The organism is Pseudarthrobacter sp. LT1 (assembly GCF_035621795.1).
In the GTDB taxonomy this organism is placed as follows: domain Bacteria; phylum Actinomycetota; class Actinomycetes; order Actinomycetales; family Micrococcaceae; genus Arthrobacter.
In genome coordinates this window covers 238,143-262,804 of the sequence record NZ_CP141830.1, presented here as the reverse complement: position 1 = coordinate 262,804, position 24,662 = coordinate 238,143, and the positions used below count along the sequence as shown (strand labels likewise).

General features: G+C 67.2%; 21 protein-coding genes. 6 read left to right on the top strand and 15 right to left on the bottom strand.

Translation table 11 applies throughout. The features are described from left to right. Positions 1 to 11 precede the first annotated feature (11 nt). The 7 genes from folP to dacB form a co-directional block, all read right to left on the bottom strand. Entirely contained in the window at positions 12 to 950 is a 939-nt protein-coding gene (folP, locus tag VIK36_RS01285; RefSeq protein WP_255174036.1) for a dihydropteroate synthase, read from the bottom strand. 9 nt (positions 951 to 959) lie between these two features. Further along, a complete protein-coding gene (gene folE / locus VIK36_RS01280) occupies positions 960 to 1,604 on the bottom strand; it encodes a GTP cyclohydrolase I FolE (protein ID WP_324643792.1) in 645 nt (214 codons plus the stop codon). 9 nt (positions 1,605 to 1,613) lie between these two features. Next, a complete protein-coding gene (gene ftsH / locus VIK36_RS01275; protein WP_159634414.1) occupies positions 1,614 to 3,677 on the bottom strand; it encodes an ATP-dependent zinc metalloprotease FtsH in 2,064 nt (687 codons plus the stop codon). A gap of 515 nt (positions 3,678 to 4,192) precedes the next feature. Next, positions 4,193 to 4,744 (bottom strand): hypoxanthine phosphoribosyltransferase, encoded by a 552-nt coding sequence (gene hpt, locus VIK36_RS01270; protein WP_041651844.1) that lies wholly within the window; start codon positions 4,742 to 4,744, stop codon positions 4,193 to 4,195. A gap of 30 nt (positions 4,745 to 4,774) precedes the next feature. Next, on the bottom strand, positions 4,775 to 5,848 hold the full coding sequence (gene tilS / locus VIK36_RS01265; protein WP_324645345.1) for a tRNA lysidine(34) synthetase TilS: 1,074 nt from the start codon (positions 5,846 to 5,848) through the stop codon (positions 4,775 to 4,777). 108 nt (positions 5,849 to 5,956) lie between these two features. Beyond that, positions 5,957 to 7,102, bottom strand: coding sequence for a zinc-dependent metalloprotease (locus VIK36_RS01260; RefSeq protein WP_255174035.1), 1,146 nt, complete (start codon positions 7,100 to 7,102; stop codon positions 5,957 to 5,959). 361 nt (positions 7,103 to 7,463) lie between these two features. Further along, a complete protein-coding gene (gene dacB / locus VIK36_RS01255; RefSeq protein WP_324643791.1) occupies positions 7,464 to 8,975 on the bottom strand; it encodes a D-alanyl-D-alanine carboxypeptidase/D-alanyl-D-alanine-endopeptidase in 1,512 nt (503 codons plus the stop codon). 156 nt (positions 8,976 to 9,131) lie between these two features. On the opposite strand from dacB, the gene VIK36_RS01250 reads away from it, so the two are divergent. The 3 genes from VIK36_RS01250 (at position 9,132) to VIK36_RS01240 (ending at position 11,847) form a co-directional block, all read left to right on the top strand. Then, positions 9,132 to 9,620, top strand: a complete 489-nt coding sequence (locus VIK36_RS01250; RefSeq protein WP_043450105.1) for an inorganic diphosphatase — start codon at positions 9,132 to 9,134, stop codon at positions 9,618 to 9,620. Positions 9,621 to 9,713: 93 nt separating this feature from the next. Further along, positions 9,714 to 11,057 (top strand): carboxylesterase family protein, encoded by a 1,344-nt coding sequence (locus VIK36_RS01245; protein WP_324643790.1) that lies wholly within the window; start codon positions 9,714 to 9,716, stop codon positions 11,055 to 11,057. A gap of 37 nt (positions 11,058 to 11,094) precedes the next feature. After that, the gene (locus tag VIK36_RS01240; RefSeq protein ID WP_324645344.1) at positions 11,095 to 11,847 is read left to right on the top strand and encodes a DUF429 domain-containing protein; all 753 of its coding nucleotides are present in this window, start codon (positions 11,095 to 11,097) and stop codon (positions 11,845 to 11,847) included. A gap of 4 nt (positions 11,848 to 11,851) precedes the next feature. Here VIK36_RS01240 and VIK36_RS01235 read toward each other — a convergent pair whose 3' ends face one another. Then, complete coding sequence (locus tag VIK36_RS01235; protein WP_324643789.1) at positions 11,852 to 14,263, bottom strand: phosphoketolase family protein; 2,412 nt, start codon at positions 14,261 to 14,263, stop codon at positions 11,852 to 11,854. A 187-nt stretch (positions 14,264 to 14,450) separates the two neighbouring features. On the opposite strand from VIK36_RS01235, the gene VIK36_RS01230 reads away from it, so the two are divergent. Continuing rightward, the gene (locus VIK36_RS01230) at positions 14,451 to 16,682 is read left to right on the top strand and encodes a catalase (protein WP_324643788.1); all 2,232 of its coding nucleotides are present in this window, start codon (positions 14,451 to 14,453) and stop codon (positions 16,680 to 16,682) included. A gap of 133 nt (positions 16,683 to 16,815) precedes the next feature. Next, positions 16,816 to 17,415, top strand: a complete 600-nt coding sequence (locus VIK36_RS01225) for a hypothetical protein (protein ID WP_324643787.1) — start codon at positions 16,816 to 16,818, stop codon at positions 17,413 to 17,415. Between the two features lie 53 nt (positions 17,416 to 17,468). Here VIK36_RS01225 and VIK36_RS01220 read toward each other — a convergent pair whose 3' ends face one another. The 4 genes from VIK36_RS01220 to serS form a co-directional block, all read right to left on the bottom strand. Then, a complete protein-coding gene (locus VIK36_RS01220) occupies positions 17,469 to 18,053 on the bottom strand; it encodes a histidine phosphatase family protein (protein ID WP_324643786.1) in 585 nt (194 codons plus the stop codon). Positions 18,054 to 18,119: 66 nt separating this feature from the next. After that, positions 18,120 to 19,007, bottom strand: coding sequence for an HAD family hydrolase (locus VIK36_RS01215; protein ID WP_324643785.1), 888 nt, complete (start codon positions 19,005 to 19,007; stop codon positions 18,120 to 18,122). A gap of 242 nt (positions 19,008 to 19,249) precedes the next feature. Continuing rightward, a complete protein-coding gene (locus tag VIK36_RS01210; protein ID WP_255174027.1) occupies positions 19,250 to 20,257 on the bottom strand; it encodes a type IV toxin-antitoxin system AbiEi family antitoxin domain-containing protein in 1,008 nt (335 codons plus the stop codon). A 138-nt stretch (positions 20,258 to 20,395) separates the two neighbouring features. Then, complete coding sequence (gene serS, locus VIK36_RS01205; RefSeq protein WP_255174026.1) at positions 20,396 to 21,676, bottom strand: serine--tRNA ligase; 1,281 nt, start codon at positions 21,674 to 21,676, stop codon at positions 20,396 to 20,398. An 88-nt stretch (positions 21,677 to 21,764) separates the two neighbouring features. Between serS and VIK36_RS01200 the strand changes: the two genes are divergently transcribed. Next, positions 21,765 to 22,862 carry a diacylglycerol/lipid kinase family protein gene (locus tag VIK36_RS01200; RefSeq protein WP_324643784.1) on the top strand — a complete coding sequence of 366 codons (1,098 nt, stop codon included), beginning with the start codon at positions 21,765 to 21,767 and terminating at the stop codon, positions 22,860 to 22,862. Between the two features lie 52 nt (positions 22,863 to 22,914). Here the strand turns inward: VIK36_RS01200 and VIK36_RS01195 are convergent, their stop codons facing one another. The 3 genes from VIK36_RS01195 to VIK36_RS01185 form a co-directional block, all read right to left on the bottom strand. Further along, a complete protein-coding gene (locus VIK36_RS01195) occupies positions 22,915 to 23,139 on the bottom strand; it encodes a hypothetical protein (RefSeq protein WP_159634453.1) in 225 nt (74 codons plus the stop codon). A 94-nt stretch (positions 23,140 to 23,233) separates the two neighbouring features. Beyond that, the gene (gene pheA / locus VIK36_RS01190; RefSeq protein WP_324643783.1) at positions 23,234 to 24,214 is read right to left on the bottom strand and encodes a prephenate dehydratase; all 981 of its coding nucleotides are present in this window, start codon (positions 24,212 to 24,214) and stop codon (positions 23,234 to 23,236) included. Continuing rightward, on the bottom strand, positions 24,214 to 24,540 hold the full coding sequence (locus VIK36_RS01185; protein ID WP_224024197.1) for a rhodanese-like domain-containing protein: 327 nt from the start codon (positions 24,538 to 24,540) through the stop codon (positions 24,214 to 24,216). Before VIK36_RS01185 ends, pheA begins: the two co-directional genes overlap by 1 nt. Between the last annotated feature and the right edge of the window lie 122 nt (positions 24,541 to 24,662).

Sequence of the window (24,662 nt, the reverse complement as noted above, 5' to 3'; positions counted from 1 at the left end):
GTCCCCCGGCCCTATTGCGTTTTGGGTACGGCTTGTGTTGTGGGTGCCGCCGCCATGCGCGCAGCCACCTTGACCGCGTCAAGGCTGGAACCGACGTCGTGCACGCGGACGGCCCAGGCCCCGCGGTAGGCGCTGATGGCTGTGATTGCGGCCGTGGCGCTGTCCCGCTCGTCAGGAGCGGCAGACTTCCCGGCCACCGTAAGCAGGGTGCCGAGGAAGCGCTTGCGGGAGGCAGCCACCAGGACCTTGTGGCCCAGGCTGTCCAGCTGGTCCAGGTTCTGCAGCAGTTCCCAGTTCTGGGCGTCGTTCTTGGCGAACCCCAGGCCCGGATCGATGATGATCTGTTCCCGGCTGACACCGGCTGCGTAGAGCTTGTCCCGTACTCCTGCGAGTTCCGCCACGACTTCCCCGGCCACGTCCGTGTATTCGGCGAGCGAGTTCATGGTCCGGGCGTCGCCCCGGCGGTGCGTGAGGACATAAGGTGCCTTGGAGGCCGCCACGAGCTCCACCATCTCCGGTTCGATGGTCAGCCCGGAGACGTCATTGATGATGGCCGCGCCGGCCTTCAGGGCAGCGGCTGCGGTGGAGGCATGCGTGGTGTCGATGCTGACCAGCGCGCCGGCTTTCACCAGGGCTTCGATCACGGGCAGGACGCGGCGCTGCTCTTCGTCCGGGGTGACGTCGTCGGCGCCGGGCCGGGTGGACTCGCCCCCGACGTCGATGATGTCCGCGCCTGCGTAGAACATCCGCAGGCCTGCCGCGATGGCGGTGTCCGCCGTCGCGTGCTTGCCGCCGTCGCTGAATGAATCCGGGGTGACGTTCAGGATGCCCATCACCAGGGTGCGGCCGGTGGGGAGGTCCTCAAAGCGGGCAGCCGGGCGGGGCTTGCGCAGGATGGGCAGCGGGGACGTAGCGGGCCCCGTTCCAGGGGCTGCAGCGAGTGAATCCATGGTGTGTGGTTACCTTCCGAGGATGAGGCTCATGGCTTCGGCACGGGTGGCCGGGTCATGAAGCTGCCCGCGGACCGCACTGGTGACGGTCTTCGCTCCGGGCTTGCGGATGCCGCGCATGGACATGCACATGTGCTCGCATTCAACGACGACGATCGCACCGCGGGGTTTGAGGTGCTGCACCATCGCTTCGACAATTTCGGTAGTCAGCCGCTCCTGTACCTGGGGGCGGCGGGCGTAGATGTCCACCAGCCGGGCCAGCTTGCTCAGCCCGGTCACCTTTCCGTCGTGCGAGGGGATGTAGCCAACGTGGGCCACCCCATGGAACGGCACCAGGTGGTGCTCGCACGTGGAGTAGAAGGGGATGTCCTTGACCAGGACCAGTTCCTCGTGGTCAAGGTCGAAGGTGGTGGACAGGACGTCCGCAGGATCATGATGCAGTCCGGCGAACACCTCGGCGTACGCCTTCGCAACCCTTTTCGGGGTGTCCACGAGGCCACCGCGGTCCGGGTCCTCGCCGATGGCAAGGAGGATCTCGCGGACGGCCGCCTCAATCCGTGGCCGGTCCACCTTTTCGCGCTTGGAGTGGTGGGAACCGTCCTCCGCCGGGTAGGCGGCGGAGTCGGAAACGTCGTCGTCGTCGAAGGAAGTCACAAGGAAAGCTTAGCCGCGAAGGGTGTCAGGCCCCGAGTCGGGGGTGCCTCCGTGAAACGGAGCATCCTCCGAAACGCCCTGCGGGTGCGGGGGCTGGGCGTCCAGCGGCTCGTCAAGGCGCGCCTTCTTCGCTTCCTCCTGCGCTTCCCGTTCAGCCCGCTCCTGGCGGCTCTCCACCGGTCCGGTCAGCTGGACGGGACGGGTTTCCTTGGACAGCCACACCTCGCGGAAGTCCCGCTTGCGGACGTCACGGAAGATGTCGGCAATCTCGGCCTGGTTGAGGGTCTCCCGCTCCAGCAGCTCCAAGGCGAGGTAGTCCAGGATGTCCCGGTTCTCGGTGAGGATTTCGTAGGCCTCGTCATGTGCCTGCTCGATCAGGCGGCGCACTTCCTCGTCCACCACATAGGCAATCTGGTCAGAGTAGTTCCGCTCGTGCCCTGCGTCGCGGCCCAGGAAGGGTTCGCCGCCGCCCTGGCCCAGGCGGACAGCACCGACGCGTTCGCTCATGCCGTACTCGGTGACCATCTTGCGTGCGGTTCCGGTGGCTTTCTCGATGTCGTTGGAGGCACCGGTGGAGGGATCGTGGAACACGATCTCCTCAGCAACACGGCCGCCCATGGCGTAGGCCATCTGGTCCAGGAGTTCGTTGCGGGTCACGGAGTACTTGTCGTTTTCCGGGACCACCATGGTGTAGCCAAGGGCGCGGCCGCGGGGAAGGATGGTGATCTTGGTGACCGGAGCGGAGTTCCGAAGGGCCGCCGCCACCAGGGCGTGGCCGCCTTCGTGGTAGGCGGTGATCTTGCGCTCGTGTTCCTTCATGACGCGGCTGCGCTTCTGCGGGCCGGCCATGACGCGGTCAATGGCCTCATCCAGGGCGCGGTCGTCAATCAGGTTGGCGTTGGAACGCGCGGTGAGCAGAGCGGCCTCGTTAAGGACGTTGGCGAGGTCGGCGCCGGTGTACCCGGGCGTCTTCTTCGCCACACCCTTCAGGTCCACCCCGGGAGCCATCGGCTTGCCCTTGGCGTGCACCTGCAGGATCTGGTCGCGGCCGATCAGGTCCGGCGCTTCCACGGACACCTGGCGGTCGAAGCGGCCGGGGCGCAGCAGGGCCGGGTCCAGGACGTCGGGCCGGTTGGTGGCGGCGATGAGGATCACGTTGGTCTTTACGTCGAAGCCGTCCATCTCCACGAGCAACTGGTTGAGGGTCTGCTCGCGTTCGTCGTTGCCGCCGCCGATGCCGGCGCCGCGATGGCGGCCGACGGCGTCGATCTCATCCACGAAGATGATTGCCGGCGAGTTGGCCTTGGCCTGTTCGAAGAGGTCGCGGACGCGGGAGGCGCCGACGCCGACGAACATTTCCACGAAGTCGGAGCCCGAGATGGAGAAGAAGGGAACCCCTGCCTCGCCCGCAACTGCGCGTGCCAGCAGGGTCTTACCGGTGCCCGGGGGGCCGTAGAGCAGGACACCCTTGGGGATCTTGGCTCCCACGGCCTGGAACTTGGCCGGTTCCTGCAGGAATTCCTTGATCTCCTGGAGTTCCTCCACGGCCTCATCAGCACCTGCAACGTCAGCGAAGGTGACCTGCGGCATGTCCTTGCTGACCATCTTGGCCTTGGACTTGCCGAACTGCATGATCTTGGAGCCGCCGCCCTGCATGCGGGTCATCAGGAACCAGAAGAGGGCGCCCAGCAGGATGACGGGGATCAGGAGGGACAGCAGGCCGGAGAACCAGTTGCTTTCGATCGGCTGGTCGGTGAAGCCCTGTGCGGGCTTGGCATCGGTGACAGCCTTCACCACGTCCTGCGCACGGGCATCGACGAAGAAGAACTGGACGCTCTTGCCTTTGTCCTGCCCGTCCACCTGCAGGTTGTCCTTCAGCGTGAGGTCAACGCGGTTCTCGCCGTCGAAGATCTTGGCCTGCTCCACCTTGTTGCTGGAGAGCAGTTCCAGGCCCTTGTCCGTGTCGATCCGGGCCGCACCGCCGGGGGCGAGCGTTGCAAAAGCCACAAGGAGCAGACCGACCACAACGACGATCCAGATGCCCGGGCCTTTGAAGAAGTTCTTAGCTTTCATCTGTTCGGGGGCTGGCCCCGTCCCTTCCGGTAGTGCTTCACGGCGAGTAGTCTGCGCGCGTGATGGTGCTGCGTCAGCTTCTAGCTATACACCGTCCGGAGTAAATCACGCATAGCGAAAAGCAAAAGTTCCCTGTGGGCGTAGATGGTGCGGCAGTCCGCAGAATGCCGCGTCAAAGCTGCGATATCCCGGTGCGGGGCGGGCCCCACGGATGCACGCGTGAGCGGTCACTGCAGCAAAAGAGGGCGCGCGCCAGGCGGTTGGGGCCGTACCCCAGCCGACCGCCGTCGTCCGTACTTTCCCGCAGGTTTCGGGACTGACAGGACGAAAGGCACGTCATTGAGGGCGTGCGGGACCCTGGTGGCCGGGACGCCGGAGTCCCGCGCCACGTCCCGGATGCCCACGCTGCTGCTGCTCACGCTTCCCGGACCTCACCAAGGCCACTGCGGGATGGCATTTCATGGCAGTCCCGGGCGGCAACATTGCCGTGAACCGCCATGTTCGCGCGGAAGGGGTTACTCGTAGACGTGCGGCGCCAGGGTGCCCACGAAGTCCAGGTTGCGGTACTTTTCCGCGTAGTCCAGGCCATAGCCCACCACGAACTCGTTGGGGATGTCGTAGCCCACGTACTTGACGTCGATCTCCACCTTCGCGGCGGTGGGCTTGCGGAACGCGGTGCAGATTTCCACCGACGCGGTGCCACGGGATTCCAGGTTGGTCTTGAGCCAGGACAGCGTGAGGCCGGAATCGATGATGTCCTCGACGATCAGCACATCCTTGCCCATCAGGTCGGTGTCCAGGTCCTTGAGGATCCGCACCACGCCGGAGGACTGCGTACCCGAGCCGTAGGAGGAAACGGCCATCCAGTCCATGGAGATGTGGCTGTGCAGTGCCCGGGCCAGGTCAGCCATGACCATGACGGCGCCCTTGAGGACGCCAACAATGAGGATTTCGCGTCCTTCGTAGTCTTTGTCGATCTGCGCGGCGAGTTCGGTGATCCGCTGCTGGATCTGTTCCTTGGTGTAGAGAACGTGCTTGAGATCTGCCTGGACGTCGTTTGAATCCACCAATGGCTCCTGTTTAGATGCGGGGTGCGACTATTTTGCGGGCGGTTTTTGAGGCCGGAATACTAGCTTCCCACAGCGCGCGGGTTCGCGGGGAACGGAAGCGGCGCCGCCCGGAGCCCCGGGAGCGGCCGCGTCCTTCGATTCCTCCAGCTGCGCCAGTGACAACCGGTACACACTCACGCCGCCGGGAAGCTCCACCGGTCCGGCCGAGCCCTGCCGCCGGAGCAGCCCTTCTGCCGCCAAAAGGCGCCGGTAGCTGGGCTGCTGCCCGCCGGCGTCGGCCGCTGCCTTGGCAATCACACGGAACCTGATGGCCGGTGCCAGCGCCCGCAGCGCCTCCTCCGGCAGGCCCAGTCCGCTGCCGTCCCGTTCCACCAGGGACGCGTAGGTGCTTTCCGCCACATCCTCCAGGTAGTCGGCGTCCAGCTGCAGGATGGCGGCTGTCCGGGCCAGGGATTCGGCGACGCCGGGACCGAGTTTTTCCTCAAGGTGCGGGAGGACTTCCACCCTGGTCCGTGACCGCGCGAAGGCGGGATCGGAGTTGGTGGGATCGTGCCAGGGATCCAATTCCTCCACGGCACAGATTTCCTCGGTGTCCGCTCGCCGGAGTTCCAGGAAGGGGCGCAGGAGGACGGCATTTCCGGTTCCAGGACGTGCCGGCCGCATCCCTGCGAGGGACCGCGTGCCGGAGCCGCGGGCCAGGCCCAGCAGTACTTGTTCGGCCTGGTCGTCCAGGGTGTGCCCCAGCAGGATTGCCTCCGCGCCCTGGTCTGCGGCTGCGGCCTCAAGCGCGGCATGCCGGGCTTCACGGGCGGCGGCTTCGGGGCCCATGCCGGCACCGGCCACCGTAACGGTACGGATTTCCACCGGATGCAGGCCCAAATCCTGCAGTGCTTCCACCGTGCGGGCGGCAATATCGCCCGATCCCTCCTGCAGCTGGTGGTCCACCACCACGGCGCCAAGGGTCAGCGGGTGGCCGTCCACGTGTCCGCGGCGGCCAAAATACGCGGCGACGGCGGCGAGCGCCAGGGAGTCCGGCCCGCCGCTGCAGGCTACGAGGACGTGGCGTGGGTAGCCGGCCCCGGCCAGGGCGTTCTGCAGCAGTTTGCGCGCAGTGCCAACGACGGGCGCCAACCTGCCGGGCTGGCGTCGGCCGCTCCGCGCACCCTGTCCTTCAGCCGCCGGGGCGCCCACCGGTACCTCTGAAGGCAACTAGAGGCCCATCCGGTCGAGCCACAGCTTGGCGTCGTGGATCTCGGGCTCGGTGGGAAGGTGGTCCACCGAGTCCCACACCTTGTTGAAGCCCTCCATGCCGGCCACGTCCACCACCGCGCGGACAAAGCGGGCGCCGTCGGAGTACTGGCGCATTTTGGCGTCCAGGCCCAGGAGGCTGCGGATGAACTTCTCGATCACGCCGCGGTCCTTGCCGCGGTCGTTGAAACGCTGCCGGATGGTCTTCACGGAAGGCACGATGCTCGCGTCCACGGCATCCATCACCACGTTCGCGTGCCCCTCGAGCAGGCTCATCACGGCGGTGAGGTGCGAGATGGCGGCCTTTTCCTCGGGGTCCTGCAGCAGGTCCAGGATGGCGCCGCGGCCCGGCGTGTTTCCGCTGGCAGAGCGGTCCTTCAGCGAACGCGCGGCGGCCGAGGCACGCTCCATCAGGGAATCGACGTTGCCCAGGAGGTGCCCGCTGAGTTCGTCGATTTGCTCCAGCATGTGGTGGCGCAGCCACGGCGCTGCCGCGAACTGCACCCGGTGCGTCTGCTCGTGCAGGCACACCCAGAGCCGGAAATCCTCCGGCGTGACGTTGAGTTCGCGCTCCACCGAGACGATGTTCGGCGCCACCAGCAGGAGCCGGCCGGCAGCAGGGGCCGTGGAGTTCTCCGCCAGGGCCGCAAAGGGATCGTACTGGCCCAGGACCTTGCTGGACAGGAAGGCAAGGACGGCCCCCAACTGGCTGCCGGTAATGGCGCCGCTGACCTGGGCGGCCGCGGGGCTGAGGTTTCCGCGCCGGGTGTCCAGCATCTTCTGCATGGCGGGCTTGAGCATCACCGCGAAGCTTTGGGTGTTGGCCTTGGCCCAGGACGCCCGGTCCACCACCAGCACGGAGGAGTCGCGCAGGTCGCGGGCCGCTTCCAGCCGGGTGATTTCGTGGACGTGCGGCACGGATGCGTCAGCCAGCCGGCGCAGGCTGTCCACCGCCTCCCCGATGGCTTTTCCGTCGAGCACGGGCCCGGCCGGAGCCAGCCTCGCCGCGGCAGAGGCAGCGAGGTCCCAGTTGATCAGGGCTTGCGCCTGGTCGGACTGGGCTGTTGGGGACAACGTCGATGCGGACTCGCGCGCAGTGGACTCCATGGTTCCCATCAGAACACAGCAGGCCGGGGATCGTCCTTAAGTTCGCTGACCGGCGAAACTTCCACAGCCGCTGCACAGGAGGGCGAAAGCGCTGTCCCAGACCCGCCGGGCAGGCTGGAAACCGCAGGGCAACCTTCCTGTCCAGGAGCGGCCCGAACCCGCACAACCGTTGCCGCCCCGCACCGTTTACGCGGGACAGGGCCGTTCATGCGGGACAGGGCCGGTCATAACCATCGAAGGAAGACACCATGATCCCCTACCGTCCCATCGCTCCCCTGACCATCGGCCCGCGCACGGGCTGGAGGTCGGTGCTGGCCGCCGTCGTCATGGCCGCGCTGCTGGGGACCACCGCAAGCCCGCGTTAGCGGCAGCCGCAGCCCGCCAGCGCGGTAGCTGCGCGGTCCAGCGCCACCTTGTTGCCGGCAGCTCCGGGCGTCAGGCCGTTGCCGATGAACGAGAACACCAGGAGCCGGCCGTCGGAGTCAACAACATAGCCGCTCAGCGCCAGCACGGTATTCAGGGTCCCGGTCTTGGCACGGACCAGCCCGGCGCCGCCGGAGGTGGTGGCATCCCCGTAACGGGTGTCCAACGTGCCCGACAATCCGCCAACCGGGAATCCGTCCAGCGCGGCGCGAAGCCTGGTATCAGCGCCGGTGGTCATGGCCCGCACCACGTCCGTGAACTGGCGGGCAGTGACCTGGTTGCCCATGGCCAGGCCGCACACATCCACCAGCTTCACGGCGTCGGGGGTGACGCCGGCTGCCGCAAGCTCGGCAGTGACTGCGGCCGTGGCGCCGTCATTGCTTCCGGGCCGTCCCGTGGCTACCGCCGCCATGCGGCCCATGGTTTCAGCCAGGTAGTTGTCCGAGACCTGCAGCATCAGGTCCACCTGCTCCGCCACGGGGGCCGAAGCAACACTGGCCAGGGCTGCAGCGCCGGCCTTGGCCGCACCGGGTGAACGGTCGACGCCGGCCGCTACCGTCAGTCCCGCCCCGGCACCTGCCGTACGGAGCTGGGCCGCGAACGCCTCCGCCGCAGCCATGGCTGCATCCTGGGGGCGGGGACCGGTGGTGACGGCGGGATCAAAACGTGCGGAGTTGAGGGCCAGCGGGTACAGCGGAGCGATTTCGCCGGCTTCCACATCGCCGGACTGCCAGTTGGGATTCAGTGCAGGGCCGGTGAAAAGGGAGTCGTCCACCAGCACCTTGATGTCACCCGCGGTACCGGCGGCCTGCAGGGCCTGCACGGTGAGGGCTGCAAGCGTGGCCAGGCCGGCATGGCCCATGGCCTGTCCTGGCCGCGACTGCCCGGCGCCCAGGAGGACATCGCCGCCGCCTACCAGGACGACCTGACCGGGAGCAGGGCCCTGCACCACCTGCGTGGTGAACCGGTGCTCCGGCCCCAGGGTGCGCAACGCGGCCACGGCGGTCAGCAGCTTGAGGTTCGACGCCGGCACCCGGCCTTCCGCGCCACCCCGGTCAAAGAGGACCTGGCCCGTGAGCGCGTCCTGCACCATGCCCGTGAAAGTACCGCCGCCGTCGGCCGTCAATACTGGTTCCACCTGGGCCGCGACGGCCGACGGCGCGGGCACCGGGGCCGAAGGCTGGAGGGGTGCAAGCACCTGCGGGGCGGAAAGTGTGGCGGGGGCCTGTTGCCAGGCGGGCGCAGCGGGGGCCGGCGCCGGGGCGCTGGAACCAAAGAATCCGGGTCCGACGATGCCGGGGGCCACGAGCAGGGCCGCCGGGATGGCGAGGACTACCAGGACCAGCGTGGCCAGGACCAGGTGCCAGGACTTCCTTGCCTCCTGGGCCATGCCGCCGGAGCGTCGGGAACGCCGGACGCGCAATGGTTCCCTGCCGGTTGGTTTGGTCATGCTGGTGCCGGTCCTCAAGTCCTGAAATTTCCCCACAAGTTCCTGATTCCAGGGCCTCTCGCTATATCCTCAATTGTAGTCGGCGGCACCGACACGCTTTTTTGTGGGCCCGTCAAGTGTGCCGCGCACCCCCTGCAATTGCCGAGGAGCATTCCCATGAAGCACGACGTGACCATCGAGATCCCCAAGGGATCACGCGTCAAGTACGAAGTTGACCACGAGACCGGCCGCGTCCGCCTGGACCGCGTCCTCTTCACCTCCATGCAGTACCCCACGCACTACGGGTACTTCGAGAACACCCTCGGCGAGGACGGCGACCCGCTGGACGCACTGGTGCTGCTGCAGGACTTCGACCTGCACCCGGGCGTCATCGTCGAGTCCCGCCCCATCGGCGTCTTCAACATGACCGACGACGGTGGCGGAGACGCCAAGATCCTGTGCGTGCCGGTAGACGCCCGCTTTGACCACATCCAGGAAGTCAGCGACGTCAACGAGTACCTGATCAAGGAAATCGAGCACTTCTTCACCCGCTACAAGGACCTGGAGCCGGGCAAGTGGGTCAAGGCCGAGGGCTGGGGCGACCGCGCCGCCGCCGAAGCCGAGCTGGAAGCTTCCATCAAGCGCTACGTGCCCACCGGTCACTAGTCCACGAACCACCAGTCCGACGGCGGGTGCCTGGCTTTTCGAAGCCGGGCACCCGCCGTCGTTGTTTCAGGAAGTTATGGCATGGTGGGGGCTGTGAGTTCCGAGCCAGCCGTGACGTCCCAGCTTCTGTTCCATCCGCCGTGCGGCCCCGTCAGCGGGCGGCGGGACGGCGACGTCATCCGTGCCACCGGCATTCCCTACGCCACCGCTGAACGTTTCCAGGCGCCCGCACCGGTTCCGGACTGGACCGCCGAATATGCCGCCACCTCTCCCGCACCCGCCTGCCCCCAGGCGCCGGTGCCGTTCCTGGACGACGTCCTGGGGACCAAATACGGCGAGCTTCCCGGCAGCGAGGACTGCCAGAACCTTTCCATCACGCTGCCCGGCACCCTGAAGCCGGACGAAAAACTGCCCGTCATGGTCTGGATCCACGGTGGCTCCTACACCACCGGCTCCGGGGACCTGGCCATCTTCGACCCCGCACGGCTGGTGGCCGAAAACCGGGTGATCGTGGTTTCCGTGACGTACCGGCTCGGACTGTTCGGGTTCCTGGCAACACCGGCAGGCCGGCCCGGCAACCTGGGACTCCTGGACCAGCTCGAAGCTTTCCGGTGGGTGCAGCGGAACATTGCCGCGTTCGGGGGCGATCCCGGCCGGGTCACCGCCTTCGGCCAGTCCGCCGGGGGCGACGCGATCGCCCACCTGATGGCCACGCCCGAGGCACCAACCCTCTTCCAGCGCGCCATCATCCAAAGCGCCCCGCTGGGCATCACCCGCGGCCGGGCGAAGATGAACCACGCCATGGGCATTGCCGCGGATTCCGTGACCGAGGAGACCCCCGCCATGGACGTGGTGGCTCTCGAAGCACAGGTCACGCAGGTGGCCCGGAAGTTCGGCATGCTGGCGGCCATGCCGTTCGGCACCCAGTACGGCCACGACCCGCTCCCGGAAGAGTCAGGCATCGAGGCTGCCTGGAACCGGACCGCGCCGGCCATCGACGTGCTGATCGGCCATACCTCCGAGGAGGCCCGCCTGTTCCTCCCCCGCAGCCCCCGCCTGATGAGCCTGGCCGCGGTTCCGTTTGTGGGCAAGGCCGCCGTCCGCGCCGTTGACTGGGTTGTCACCGAAACTGTGTACGGCCGGGCAACCCGCAGGTTCGCGCGCCGGCATGCCAAGGCAGGCGGAAGGGCGCACCGCTACGTCCTGGACTGGCATGCCCCCGGCAACATCTTCGGCGCCGCCCACACCGTGGACCTGCCCCTGCTGCTGGGAAGCCGGAAGACGTGGGAGGGCGTGGGCCTGATCGCCGGTTCAGAGTGGGCGGATGTGGAGGCCGCGGGCCGGGAGATGCGGGCACTGTGGGCCGGCTTCGCGCGGGGCACTGACCTTGGCGGATCCGGGAGCATCCCCGGCGTCCTGCGCTACCGCGCGGTCTGACGCAATGCCGTCTGACCACAGCATTGACGGGCAGCCCATGAGAACCCTTGGCGTGGATCTGGCGGCAGCGACCAAAAAGACTGCCGTGGCGGTCATCGAGTGGAGCGGTGACCGGGCCCGGCTGGCCCACCTGGCCCTGAATGTTGACGACCAGGAGATCGTGGACCTGTTCGGCACCTGCGGCATGACCGGCGTCGACTGCCCCGTGGGCTGGCCTGACGCGCTGATCCCGTTCCTCACCGGCCACCTGAACTTCAACGCAGCGCCGGTTCTGGAGCACGACGGCCTAGCGGGCCGGAGGCTGCTTGCCTACCGGGACACGGACCGCTTCGTCACGCGCGAAACCGGCCTGATCCCCCTGAGCGTTTCCGCCGACAGGCTGGCCCACCCTGCGATGCGCTGCGCGGTGATCCAGGCGAAGATCGCGGCACTGCGTGGCCCGCAGCTCCGGGACGGGTCGGGGCGGTTTGCCGAGGTGTACCCGGCGGCGTCGCTGAAGATCTGGGGCCTCAACGGGCGCGGCTACAAAGGCCGCGGCATCCCCGAAACCGAGCGCCTGGGCCTCCTGCTGGCGGCCCTCGAAGAGCAGGCGCCCTGGCTGGACCTGGCCGGGCACCGCGACAGGCTAACCGCTTCGGACGACCTGTTCGACGCCGTCATTGCCTCGCTGACCGCCCGGGCCGTGGACCGCCGTCGGACACTCCTGCCAGACAGTGCCCACGCCGAAGCCGCCCGCAGCGAAGGCTGGATCCACCTGCCCGCCTGCACTCTGGACGACCTCCCGCTTTAGGGTGTCAGCCGCCCAGCTTCCAGTTCCGGATCTCCTCCGGGTCCTCGCCGTGGGTTCGGGTGTGCTCGCGTGCCCGGTTGCGCCGGTCCTGCAGGTCCTGGCGGAGCAGCGAGTGCTTTTCGGCAAGGCCCGGAACGCGGTCGATCGCGTCGATGGCCAGGGTGAAGCGGTCGATGCCGTTGAGCATGGCCATATCGAACGGGGTGGTGGTGGTCCCCTCTTCCTTGTAGCCGTGCACATGGAGGCCCTGCTGGTTGGTGCGCCGGTACGCCAGCCGGTGGATCAGCGCCGGGTAGCCGTGGTACGCGAAGATGACGGGCTTGTCCGGGGTGAAGATGCCGTCGAAGTCATGGGCGGGGAGGCCGTGCGGATGCTCGCTTTCGTCCTGCAGCCGCATCAGGTCCACCACGTTGACCACCCGCACCTTGAGACCGGGGGCGCCATTGCGGAGCAGTTCCGCAGCCGCCACGGTCTCCACGGTGGGGACATCACCCGCGCAGGCCATTACGACGTCGGGCTCCTCGCCGGGCACCTCGGAGCCGGCGAACGTCCAGATGCCCAGGCCGCGGTGGCAGTGATTGGCGGCATCGGCCGGGCCCAGCCAGGTGGGCGAGGGCTGCTTGCCGCTGACCACGATGTTCACATAGTCCGTCGACGCCAGGCAATGCTCCATGACGGACAGCAGCGTATTGGCATCCGGCGGCAGGTATACCCGGATGACCTCGGCCTTCTTGTTCACGGCGTGGTCGATGAAGCCCGGATCCTGGTGCGAGAAACCATTGTGGTCCTGCTGCCACACGTGCGAGGACAGCAGGTAGTTCAGCGACGGCACCGGCTGGCGCCAGTGCAGTTTGCGGGATACCTTCAGCCACTTTGCGTGCTGGTTGAACATGGAATCGACAATGTGCACGAAGGCCTCGTAGCAGTTGAACACGCCGTGCCGCCCGGTCAGGAGGTAGCCCTCCAGCCAGCCCTGGCACAGGTGCTCGCTGAGTACCTCCAGGACCCGGCCGGAGCGGGCAAGGTGCTCGTCGACGTCGTCAATCCGGTACTGCCACACCTTGTCGGTGACCTCGTAGACGTTCTGCAGCCGGTTGGAGGCCGTCTCGTCCGGGCCGAACAGCCGGAAGTTTTCCATGTTCTGGGCAATCACGTCCCGCATCCAGGAGCCCAGCGTGATCATGGGGCTGACCCGGTCGGTTCCCGGGCTGGGCACCTCGACGGCGTGGTCCTGGTAGGCGGGCAGCTTGAGGGCCCGCCGGAGCAGCCCGCCGTTGGCGTGCGGGGTGGCACTCATGCGGAAGTCCCCGGTGGGTGCGCCTTCGGCGACGTCGGGCCGGAGCCGGCCGTCGCCGTCGAACAATTCCTCCGGCCGGTAGGACTGCAGCCATTCCTCCAGCTGCTTCAGGTGCTCCCCGTTGGTGCGGACCTCGGACAGCGGCACCTGGTGCGCCCGCCACGTTCCTTCCACCTGCAGCCCGTCCACAATGCGCGGCCCGGTCCAGCCCTTGGGCGAACGCAGGACGATCATCGGCCAGCGGTGCCCGCCCTCCCCGGCCTCTTCAGCGTCCGGATCCTGCCGGTGGGCGTCCTGGATGGCCCTGATATCGGCCAGGCAGCGGTCCAGGACCGCGGCGAAATCACGGTGCGCCTGCTCCGTGTTGTCCGGATCCGCCACCGTCACGAAATAGGGCTCATGGCCATACCCGCGCAGCAGCTGCTCCAGCTGATGCTGCGGCATCCGGGCCAGGACCGTGGGGTTGGCGATCTTGTAGCCGTTCAGGTGCAGGATGGGCAGCACGGCACCGTCGGCGGCCGGGTCCAGGAAGTTGTGCGAGTGCCAGCTGGCGGCCAGCGGTCCGGTCTCGGCCTCGCCGTCACCGATCACGACGGCGGTCACCAGCTGCGGGTTGTCGAACACCGATCCGTAGGCGTGGGCCAGGCAGTATCCCAGTTCACCGCCCTCGCTGATGGAGCCGGGGCTTTCCGGTGCGGCGTGGCTGGGGATGCCGCCCGGGTAAGAAAACTGCCTGAACAGCTCCGCCAGGCCGGCCTCGTCGTTGCCCACGTGGGCATAGATTTCGGAGTAGGTGCCTTCCAGCCAGGCATTTGCGACGACGGCGGGCCCGCCATGGCCGGGACCGGCGACGAAGAGCATCTCCAGTGAGTCGCGGCGGATCACGCGGTTCAGGTGGGCATAGACGAAGTTGAGCCCGGGTGTGGTGCCCCAGTGGCCCAGCAGGCGGGACTTGGTGTCCCCAGCCTGCAGCGGTTCGCGCAGCAACGGGTTGGACCGCAGGTAGATCTGGCCCACGGAGAGATAGTTGGCTGCCCGCCACCACCTGTCGACGAGTTCGAGTTCCCCCTGTTCGATGCCGTCCTGCTGCATCTCGTCCTGCCCTGCGCCGCCGGCCATAACCATCCTTACGTCGGGTGTGCCGCTGCAGGCGGCAGTTCCCCCATCGCAACAGATGGAGGGGTACGGAGGCAACCCCCGCCGTCGTACCTTGCCTTTTGGACCGTGGGCACCTGTAGGGTACTAAGCAAGCTTAGCTTTCGCTGAGGCGGAGGCTGGGAACATCAAAACGTGGGGAGATCAAGACATGCCAGCCGAAGACGACGTTGTAATTCCCGGGGTTCCGTCCAGCGAGCCGCCGGCGCTCGAGGAGCCCACCAGCCCGCGGGAGCCGTTGCCGCCAAAGCCGGACCAGCGCGGCCCCGAGGCCGTGTCCCCCACCGGCAGCCCTACCGGTGCACCTGCCACCGCCCGCGCCCAGTCCGGCCAGTACCTGACCACCGCGCAGGGCCTGCGGCTGCAGGATACGGACCACTCCCTGAAGGCCGGCCCGCGAGGTCCCATCCTGCTGCAGGACCATCACCTGCGCGAGAAGATCACCCACTTTGACCACGAGCGGATCCCGGAGCGCGTTGTCCACGCACGCGGCGCAGGAGCGCACGGGGTGTTCCGGTCCTACGGCACGGCGTCGAAGGTAACGCGCGCCGGATTCCTCGCCCCGGACGTCGAAACGCCCGTGTTTGTCAGGTTCTCCACAGTGCTTGGCTCCCGTGGGTCGGCCGACGCGGTGCGGGACACCCGGGGTTTCTCCACGAAGTTCTATACGGATGAGGGCACCTACGACCTCGTGGGAAACAACATTCCCGTCTTCTTCATCCAGGACGGCATCAAGTTCCCGGATGTGGTGCACGCGGCCAAGCCCCACCCGGACCGCGAGATTCCCCAGGCCCAGAGCGCGCACGACACCTTCTGGGACTTCGTGTCGCTCCACACCGAGGCACAGGCCCACACCCTGTGGAACATGTCAGACCGCGGCATCCCCCGGTCGTACCGGACCATGGAAGGCTTCGGCGTCCACACCTTCCGCCTCATCAACGCTGCGGGTGACACCACCCTGGTGAAGTTCCACTGGAAGCCCAAGCAGGGCGTGCACTCACTGGTCTGGGAGGAAGCCCAAATCATCAACGGCATGGACCCGGACTTCCACCGGCGGGATCTGGCCGACGCCATCGAGGCCGGCGCCTACCCTGAATGGGAACTGGGCATCCAGACCTTCCCGGACACGGAAGACCAGATGTTCCAGGGCATCGACCTCCTGGACCCCACCAAGTTCGTCCCCGAGGAACTGGCGCCGGTGCAGCCCATCGGCCTCATGACCCTCAACGCGAACCCCACCAACTTCTTCGCGGAAACCGAGCAGGTGGCCTTCCACCCGGGCCACCTGGTTCCGGGCATCGACGTCACCAACGATCCCCTGCTGCAGGTCCGCCTGTTCTCCTACCTGGACACCCAGATCTCGCGGCTGGGCGGCCCCAACTTCGCCCAGATCCCCATCAACCGGCCGCAGGCTCCGGTCAACGACATGCTCCGCGACGGCATGCACCAGACGGCGGACCACGCCGGAGTGGCGCCGTACCGGCCCAATTCGTTGGACGGCGGGTGCCCCTTCTTGGCCGGGCAGGACATGGACGCGTTCGTGGACGTGCCGGAGGCGGTGGCGGAATCCATCAAGGAGCGGCGCAACCCGGCCTCCTTCGATGACCACTACAGCCAGGCCCGGCTGTTCTTCCGCAGCCTGAGCGCCGTGGAGCAGGACCACGTGATCCAGGCCTACACGTTTGAGCTCGGCAAGTGCTACGAAAGCGCCGTCCGCGAACGCCAACTGCTGGCCCTGGCCAACATCGACGCCGCACTGTGCGCCGGGGTGGCCGCCGGCCTGGGCATGCCCGCTCCGGAGGCCACCGAGCAGGTCCCGGACCGCGACCCGAGCCCGGCGGTGTCCCAGGTTGGTCAAACCTGGCCGGTTGCCGGGCGCGTTGTAGGCATCATTGCCGATTCCTCCAGCGACCTGTCCCAGGTGGAAGCGGCCCGCCAGGCGCTCGACGGCGAGGGCATGGTCCCGCTGGTCATCGCACCGGCCGGGGGCACGCTTTCCTCCGACGGGCTTTCGGTGACGGTGCAGCGGACCTTCCTCACGGCACGGTCCACCGAGTTCGACGCACTGCTGGTCGCCGGCGGCAAGCAGCCCGCGGCCGATGCTTCCGCAGGGCGGGATCCCAAGGCCGGGGAGCCGGTTGACGGGCTGGATCCGCGCGCCGCGCTGATGTTGTCCGAGGCGTACCGGCACGCCAAGGCCATTGCGGCCTGGGGCTCCGGTTCGGCCGTCCTGGATGCGGCCGGCATCCCGCAGGGGGCCGCCGGGGTAGTTGGCGGGAACGATGCTGCCTCGGTAACCACCGAAATTTCCGGGCTCATCGCCGCCCACCGCGCCTGGGACCGTTTCCCGGCAGCGGGCGCCGCTGCGGAACAGGGAAACTGACCCGGGCTGTTGTCTGTTGGCCTGCCGGTCTGCGGCTGGGGGTCTGCGTCCACGCGATGCGGGCACCCAGCCGTTTGCCGGGGCGGGAACCGGCCGTTTCGCAATTCCTACTTCCGGGTAGTGTGGACCCAGAATGTTCACCCTGACCATCAACCAGACGGACAGCCGCCGCGACGGCGACCAGGTGCCGCAGCTGCTTAAGGCGCTGCGGCACATTCCCGCGCGCCTGGATTTTGACAGGTCGGTGGAGGACGAAGTCCAGGGGATCGTCGACTGCCCACACCAGGCCGTGGACGCCGCGCTGATCGCACTGCGGAGCGGGCACTGGTACGTAGGGATTGGCGCGGGGCCGGTGAACGAGCCGTTGCCCAACCAGATCAAGGACGCGTCCGGGCACGGCCTGGTCTACGCCCGCCGGGCGGTGGACCGGCTCCGCAACAGCAAGGAGCGGATCCCCGTGGCAGTAGAGGGCCCGCTGGCCGATGTAGCCCGCGACGCCGAAGCAATCCTCCGCCTGCTGGGCCACAACGTGCGGGACCGCTCGGACGCGGAATGGCGGGTGCTGGACCTGCTGACCCCCGGGGTCCGCGGACAGCAGAAGGCGGTGGCGCAGGAACTGGGCATCACCACCCAGGCCGTCAGCAAAGCGGTGGCCCGGGCGCAGTGGAATGAGGAACACGCCGCCCGGCCCGCTGCCGCCCGGCTGCTGTCCTTGATCCTCGCGGTGGGCTGACTGCCCGAGCCGGGTCCCGCCGTCGTCAATTACTGCCGGGGCTTTGCTGGGCCTTAGCTCCCGGTGGCGGCCATTACAGGCTCGCCGTTAAAGTACTCCAGCTTCCAGCCATCGACCGCGTGGTGGTGCGCCAGGTTCAGCACCGCATTGTCCACGCTGGCCAGGGCCTGGCCGACGGCGCGGCTGAGACTGACGCGCAGCAGGGTGCCGTGGGTGACCACCAGGAGCCGCTGGCCGCGGAACTCCTCGGCCAGGGCTTCCAGGGCTGCAATGCCGCGCTCGGCGGCCTCGTCTTCGCTTTCCGCGCCCTTGAATCCGCCGGGAATACGCAGCGCCTCCAGCTCGGGGCCGGCCTGCATCCCTTCGGCCGGGCCGAAGCTGCGCTCGGTGAGTTCCGGGACGCGCCGGGCCACTGTGAGCCCGAGCCCTTCGGCGATCAGGTCCGCGGTCTCGGCAGCGCGGCTCAGCGGCGAGGAGACGATGGCGCCCCATTCGTACGGCGCAAGGATGCCGACGGCGTCCCGCGCCTGGCCGCGTCCGACGTCGTTCAGGGGGATGTCGGTTGATCCCTGCAGCCGGCGCTCGGCATTCCAGTCGGTCTGGCCATGGCGGACGAGGGCGAACGTCGTAAGGGTCATGCCTCTATTCTGCCTTGGCTCCCGGCCCGCACCGGAATCGCGGCAGCGGACGGTGCCTTCAGCGCCTTAGAGGAGGCTGCGCAGCACGTGGGCGGCGCCGTCGTCGTGCACTGAGTGGGTGACCTCGTCCGCTGCGGCGACCACTTCCGCCGGGGCCTGCCCCATGGCGACGCCGCGGCCGGCCCAGGTGAGCATTTCGATGTCGTTCCGGCCGTCCCCCACCGCAACCGTCAGGTGTTCTTCAAAGCCGAGGCGGAGCCTGAGGTTTTCCAGGGCGCTGGCCTTGGTCACACCCGCAGCGGCGATGTCCAGCCACGCAGTCCAGCCCACCGAGTAGGTCACCCCCGCGAGGCCCACGTGGTTGATGGCCTCGTTGAACTCCTCGGGCGTGTTTTCGGTGCTGAACACCACCACGCGGACGGCTGTTGCCTCCAGCATGGTGTGGAAGTCAACGCCGACGGCCTCGACGCCGAAGCTGGCATCCTGGAACCGCTCGGTGGAAAGGAAGTTGCCGTCTGCGTCCTCCAGCGCATACTTGGCGGACGGAAGCCGTTCGCGGAGGGCACGCAGCGCCGGCGCGGGATCAAACGTGGCTTTGTGGATGACCTCGTAGCCGTTTTCCAGTTCCGGGTGGAGCCGAAGGGTCACGCCGCCGTTGCAGCAGACGGCGTACCCGCGCTCGATGCCAATTTTCTCGATGATGGGAAGCGTGGCGTTCAGGGAGCGGCCGGTGGCGATCATCACCTCGTGCCCGGCGGCCACGACGGCCTGCGCGGCTTCCCGTACGCCAGGGGACATATGCCCGTCGTGGTTGACCAGGGTCCCGTCCACGTCCAGGGCAACCATGAACTTCCGGTCGACACCGGCAAAGCCGATGTTGTTCTGGTTGTAGTCTCGATTGTTGTCTCGCCGGTCATCGTTGCCGGCGACTGAGGTTTCAGTCAGCGTTGTCATCCACATAGTGAACCAGACCTAACTGACACGCGCTAGGACGCGGACCACAGGTTTATTGAACTGTTGGTTAACACGGCGGTTTACCACATTCGATGCGCTTGCTGGCGCGTTCGTTCACCCCGGCTCTGAGCGATCCTGTCCGTGAGGAGGGCACTTGATTCCTCGAATCCCAACCTTGTTCGCACATCCGCGCCTTCAGCGTTGTGATTGGCGAACAAGGCTCTGATTCCGGCGGCGGGACGCTACGAGCGCGGGCGCAGGCCTGCGGCGAGGAGCTTGTGACGCAGCTTGTTTGGGTCCGTCAGGTCTGCCCACCGCCACCGGACGAAACCATGGCCGAGTGCACGGATCCGGTCTTCGCGGAGCTTCTCCCGGTAAACAGCCTCCTCTGCGGTGATCCCGTCCCGCCGGGCCAACTCCACGTACTTCCCTTTGCCGTCGAACTCACCCACCACGCCTTGCCGGGGCCACCAGAAGTCACTCCTGCCGATGAAGCCGGTACCATCCCTGAAGACCTGCTGAAGGACCGGTTGCTCAAAGCCGAGGAATTCAAAGACGGCACGGCTGTAGGACTCCCCAACAGACTCCGGCTGCGGGCTGGCAAGGCTGGCCGCCCGCTCCGCGCGGCACCGGGCAGCTGCGGAAGGAAGGGCGGCTATGCCGGCGGCAATTTCCGGCACGGACAGGAGGCTGACACCCTGCTCCAGCTCGCCATCTGCGAGTAGTCTGCGGGCGGCCCCGTCTGCGAGCACCAAGGCCTGGCTAAGCTCCGCTGAGCCCAGTACGTCCACGGTGGTCTGGATGAGCCCTGAACAGAGGAACTCGCCAAAGGGCACGGCATTGAACCCGGTCATGAGGCGGTACCGAAGCGGATAGGAACGTGTGCGGCGTACGTTCCCGGCGGAATCGTCCCCGCCCAGTACCAACAGCGGCGAGTTTCGGATGCCGCTGCGGCCGGGAAGCGTGGTGGCCAGTTCCACGCAGGGCGGCGTTCCAAGCGTTGGCAACCCACTGGCCACTGCTGCCGTAAGCCCGCACAGAACTGCACCTTTGACTGATCTGACAACTGCCGTCGTCGTCCATTCGAAGCGCCGGGAGGGCAGTGCACGAAGCCAGTCTTCGGTGGGAACGTAGAAACCCCGGCGAATCCGCACCAGTTGCCCCGCTTTAAAGGCACGGTGCACGCGGTCCGTGCCGGCGCCCGTGCGGAGAATGGCGGCAGTATCAATCAGTCCCGGCGGTACATCCATGCCATCATGATGCGCGACAGCGGAAGCAGGGATGGGGGGCCAGCGCCTGCATGTGGACAATCACGAGCCGGACCTAAGCTGGTCCGCGGATCAGAACCACGTAGGTTCGGATCCGCGAACAAGCTTATGAGTGGACCGCTAGAGGACCGGGAGGACCTCGAGGCCGCCCAGGTACTTCTGCAGGGCCTTCGGTACGTTCACGGAGCCGTCCGCGTTCTGGTGGTGCTCCAGCAGCGCCACGATCCAGCGGGTGGTGGCGAGGGTGCCGTTCAGCGTGGCCACGGCGCGGGTGCCCTTGGAGACGCCCTCCGCGTTCACCACACGCTCACGGATGTTCAGGCGGCGGGCCTGGAACGTGGTGCAGTTGGAGGTGGAGGTCAGCTCGCGGTAGGCGTTCTGCGTGGGGACCCAGGCTTCACAGTCGTACTTGCGGGCCGCGGAGGTGCCGAGGTCGCCGGCCGCGGTGTCGATGACCCGGTACGGCAGCTCGCACTTGGCCAGCATTTCCTCTTCCCAGGCCAGGAGTCGCTGGTGCTCGGCGGCGGCCTCTTCAACGGTGGTGTAGATGAACATCTCCACCTTGTTGAACTGGTGCACGCGGATGATGCCGCGGGTGTCCTTGCCGTGGGATCCGGCCTCACGGCGGTAGCAGGAGCTCTGGCCCGCGTAGCGGATGGGGCCGGCGGAGAAGTCGAGGATCTCGTCGGCGTGGTATCCGGCCAGTGCCACCTCTGAGGTGCCCACAAGGTAAAGGTCGTCTTCGGCAAGACGGTAGATCTCGGCGTCGTGCTTTACGTCGAAGCCGGTGCCCTGCATGGTCTCGGGGCGCACCAGGGTGGGGGTGATCATGGGGACGAAGCCGGCCTCGATGGCCTGGTCCATGGCCATCTGCAGCAGTGCCATCTCCAGCCGGGCACCCACGCCGCGCAGGAAGTAGAAGCGCGCGCCGGAGACCTTGGCGCCGCGTTCCATGTCGATGGCACCGATCAGCTCGCCGATCTCCAGGTGGTCCTTCGGCTCGAAGTCAGGGAATTCGCGCGGGGTGCCAACGGTCTTGACCACCACGTAGTCGTCCTCACCGCCTTCGGGAACGCCGTCCTCCACCAGGTTGGGGATGGTGCGCAGCAGTTCTTCCTGCTTGGTCTGGGCGGCATCGGCCTCTGCGGAGGCCGCCTTGACCGAATTGGCCAGTTCCTTGACCTCGGCCAGCAGGGCCTGCTTCTCCTCGCCCTTCGCCTTCGCCACCTTCTTGCCGAACACGTTCTGCTCCGCGCGGAGGTTCTCGAAGCGGAGCAGGGCGGCACGGCGGGCGGAATCCGCGGAGATGATCGCGTCCACCACTGATTCGTCCGCGCCGCGGGCGCGCTGGCTGGCACGGAACTTGTCCGGGTTTTCGCTGAGGTCTTTTACGTCGATCACCAGACAAGGGTATCCAATTCACTGCACGACGGCGGGCGTGCGGCTCCGTGCCGCGGCCCGCCGTGCGCCGGGCTACTGTTGAAGCACCATGAGCGACTGGATTCTCTACGTGCTGATTGCGGTGGCGCTTGCCTTCGCCACGTCCAGCTGGTGGGGGGTGCGCCGCCTCAAGGCGCTGCATGTGCGCAGTACGGTGGCCGGTGATTCCTACGACTCCGGGCTGGCGCAGCAGCGGGTGGCCGTAATCCTGAATCCCATTAAGGCGCGGGCCGACGAAGCAAGGGGAATGATCCACAGGGCCTGCCTGGCCGCCGGCTGGGAGGAACCGGTCTTTTTCGAGACGACGGCCGAGGACCCGGGCTTTTCGCAGATGCAGGCTGCGTTGGCGGGAAAGCCCGACGTCGTCCTGGTGGGCGGTGGCGACGGCACCGTCCGCGTGGTGGCGGAGGCCCTCGCGCACACCGGCATTGCCATGGGCCTGATTCCGCTGGGCACGGGAAACCTGCTCGCCCGGAACGTGGACATGGATGTGAACGACCTCCACAGCAGCGTCCAGACAGCGCTTTTCGGCCGCCAGCGGTACATCGATACCGCCCGGATGGCCATCGAGAACTCCCGCACAGGCCATTACTCGGAGCACGTCTTCCTGGTGATCGCCGGAATCGGCATGGACGCGGAAGTCCTGGCCGACACCAACGCGGGGCTGAAGAAAGCCGTGGGCTGGCTCGCCTACACCGAGGCGGGCGTGCGCCACCTTCCGGGCCGGCGGAAAAAAGTCTCCATCGCCCTGGATGGCAGTCCGGAGCAGGTCCGGAACATCCGGAGCGTGCTTTTCGCCAACTGTGGACTGGTCCCCGGCGGCATTGATTTCATACCGCAGGCCATGATCGACGACGGCATGCTCGACGTCGTGGTCATGAGTCCCCGCAGCGCCCTGGGCTGGCTGCTGATGTACGTGAAGATCATGTTCAAGCACAGCGGAAAGCTGCCCATCATGACCGTCTACCGGTCAGTCAAGGTGGTCATCAAGTGCCCCGAACCCATGCCCACACAGCTCGACGGCGACACGTCGGGGGAAGCGACGCAGCTCACGGTCCAGGTGGAGCCCCGGTCACTCCTGGTCCGGGTCAAAGGACAGGTACAGGACAGCGGTCCCGTGCATGGAAGTGCACACGCCGCACGGTAGCGGACGGCTCAAGGGGTGCCGCGATGCGGCTCTGACCCAGTAGTCGGCGCCGTCAGGCCCCGGACTTCTTCTCTGCCTCAGCGGCAGCTTTCGCGTCCGCATGGGCTTGTTTGGCAGCAGCATGGGCTTCGGACTGCTCGCGGATCATCGCCTGCTCCTCTTCGAAGCGCAGGCGGTCAGCACGGTCGGCGTCGTCCCCGTCCCAGTCCTGGTTATCTCCCGTGGGCTTGGGATTGACGATCATCCCCTGGCCGTCGTTGTCAGTGCTGCTGGTCATGACCCGCTCCCTTCGTCAGGGGCCATACCCCGTGTGGATCAGGCAAGCATACGCATTGTCCACAGCCCGCGGAAGTACTTCTGAAGGCATTTACCTACGCTTTGGGCGAAGCCCCGGAACCGCTTTCACCTGCGACGGATTCCGCGGCAAGTATGGATTGCACCCACGTCCGGGCCGCTGCGAAAGCTTCGTCAGAGGTGTGTGCGGGGACCAGCGTGGCCTGCCGGTCGGCCCTGGCATACGAGCCCAGGAAGCGGGTGCCCGGACTGATGCGGTGCAGCCCCGCCAGCGCGTCAGCGACCCTCGCTTCGCCGGCGTGGCCGTCGGCATCAATACTGAAGAAGTAGTGGCCCAGGTACTGGCCTGTGGGGCGGGATTCAATCCTGCTGAGGTTGACGCCGCGGCTGGCGAACTGGTCCAGGATCTCCATGAGGGCGCCGGGGCGGTCCTCCGGAAGCGGGACCACGACGGTGGTCTTGTCCGCGCCGGTGCGCCCCGGCAGCGCGCCTGGCCGGCTGACCAGGACGAAGCGCGTCACCGCACCGGGGTTGTCCCCGATATTCTCCGCCAGGACCGACAACCCTGGATGTTCCCGGGCCACCAGCGGTGCGCAGATCGCCGCGTCGTAGTGGCCATCCCCATCCAGCAATCCCAGGGCCGCGGCGGCAGTTGAGGAGCCGGAAACATATTCCGCTCCAGGTATATTCTGGTCCATCCACAGCCTGCACTGCGCCCACGCGTGACCGTGGGTGGATACGCGGCGCACATCCTCCAACCGCACCCCGGGCCGCGCTACCAGGACAAAGCTGATGGGAACCAGGACCTCGCGGATGATCCGCAGTTCCTGGCCGGTGGCGATGGCATCCAGCGTGGCGGTGACGCCGCCCTCCACCGAGTTTTCGATGGGGACCATGGCGGCGTCGGCCGAGCCGTCGCGCACCTTGTCAAGGGCAGCGTTGACGTTCGACGCCGGCAACCGGACAGCCTGGGCGGCGTCAGGCACCTGCAGCAGGGCAGCCTCGGTGAAGGTGCCTTCCGGGCCCAGGAAGGCGTAGGTGCGGGACGTGCCGGCCACTAAAGGACCAGGGGCTTGAGTCCGTTGTCCGAGACGAGGGGCTTGCCGGATTCCAGCCACTGGTCCATTCCGCCGGACACATTAATGGCGGTGTACCCCTGGCCGGTAAGCCATTGGGCGACGCGGAAAGAGCGGCCACCCGTGCGGCAAATGACGTAGACATCCTCGTCGGGATCCAGTTCGCCCAGACGGGCAGGAATCTGGTCCATGGGAATGTGGACAGCGCCTTCAGCGTGGCCGGCAACCCACTCGTAATCCTCCCGGACGTCCAGGATCACGGCGTCAGCGGGGACGTCATGGACGGGGACGGTATCGAAATCGCTCATCGGAGTCCTGTCTTGGCGGAGCTGGCGGATCAAAGTCAGGTTAAAGCCTAGCCCTTCCACCCCACTCCGCCCGGATCACAACGGAAAAGCTGCGGGTTAGGCTGGTGAAGGCCCAGGAGGTT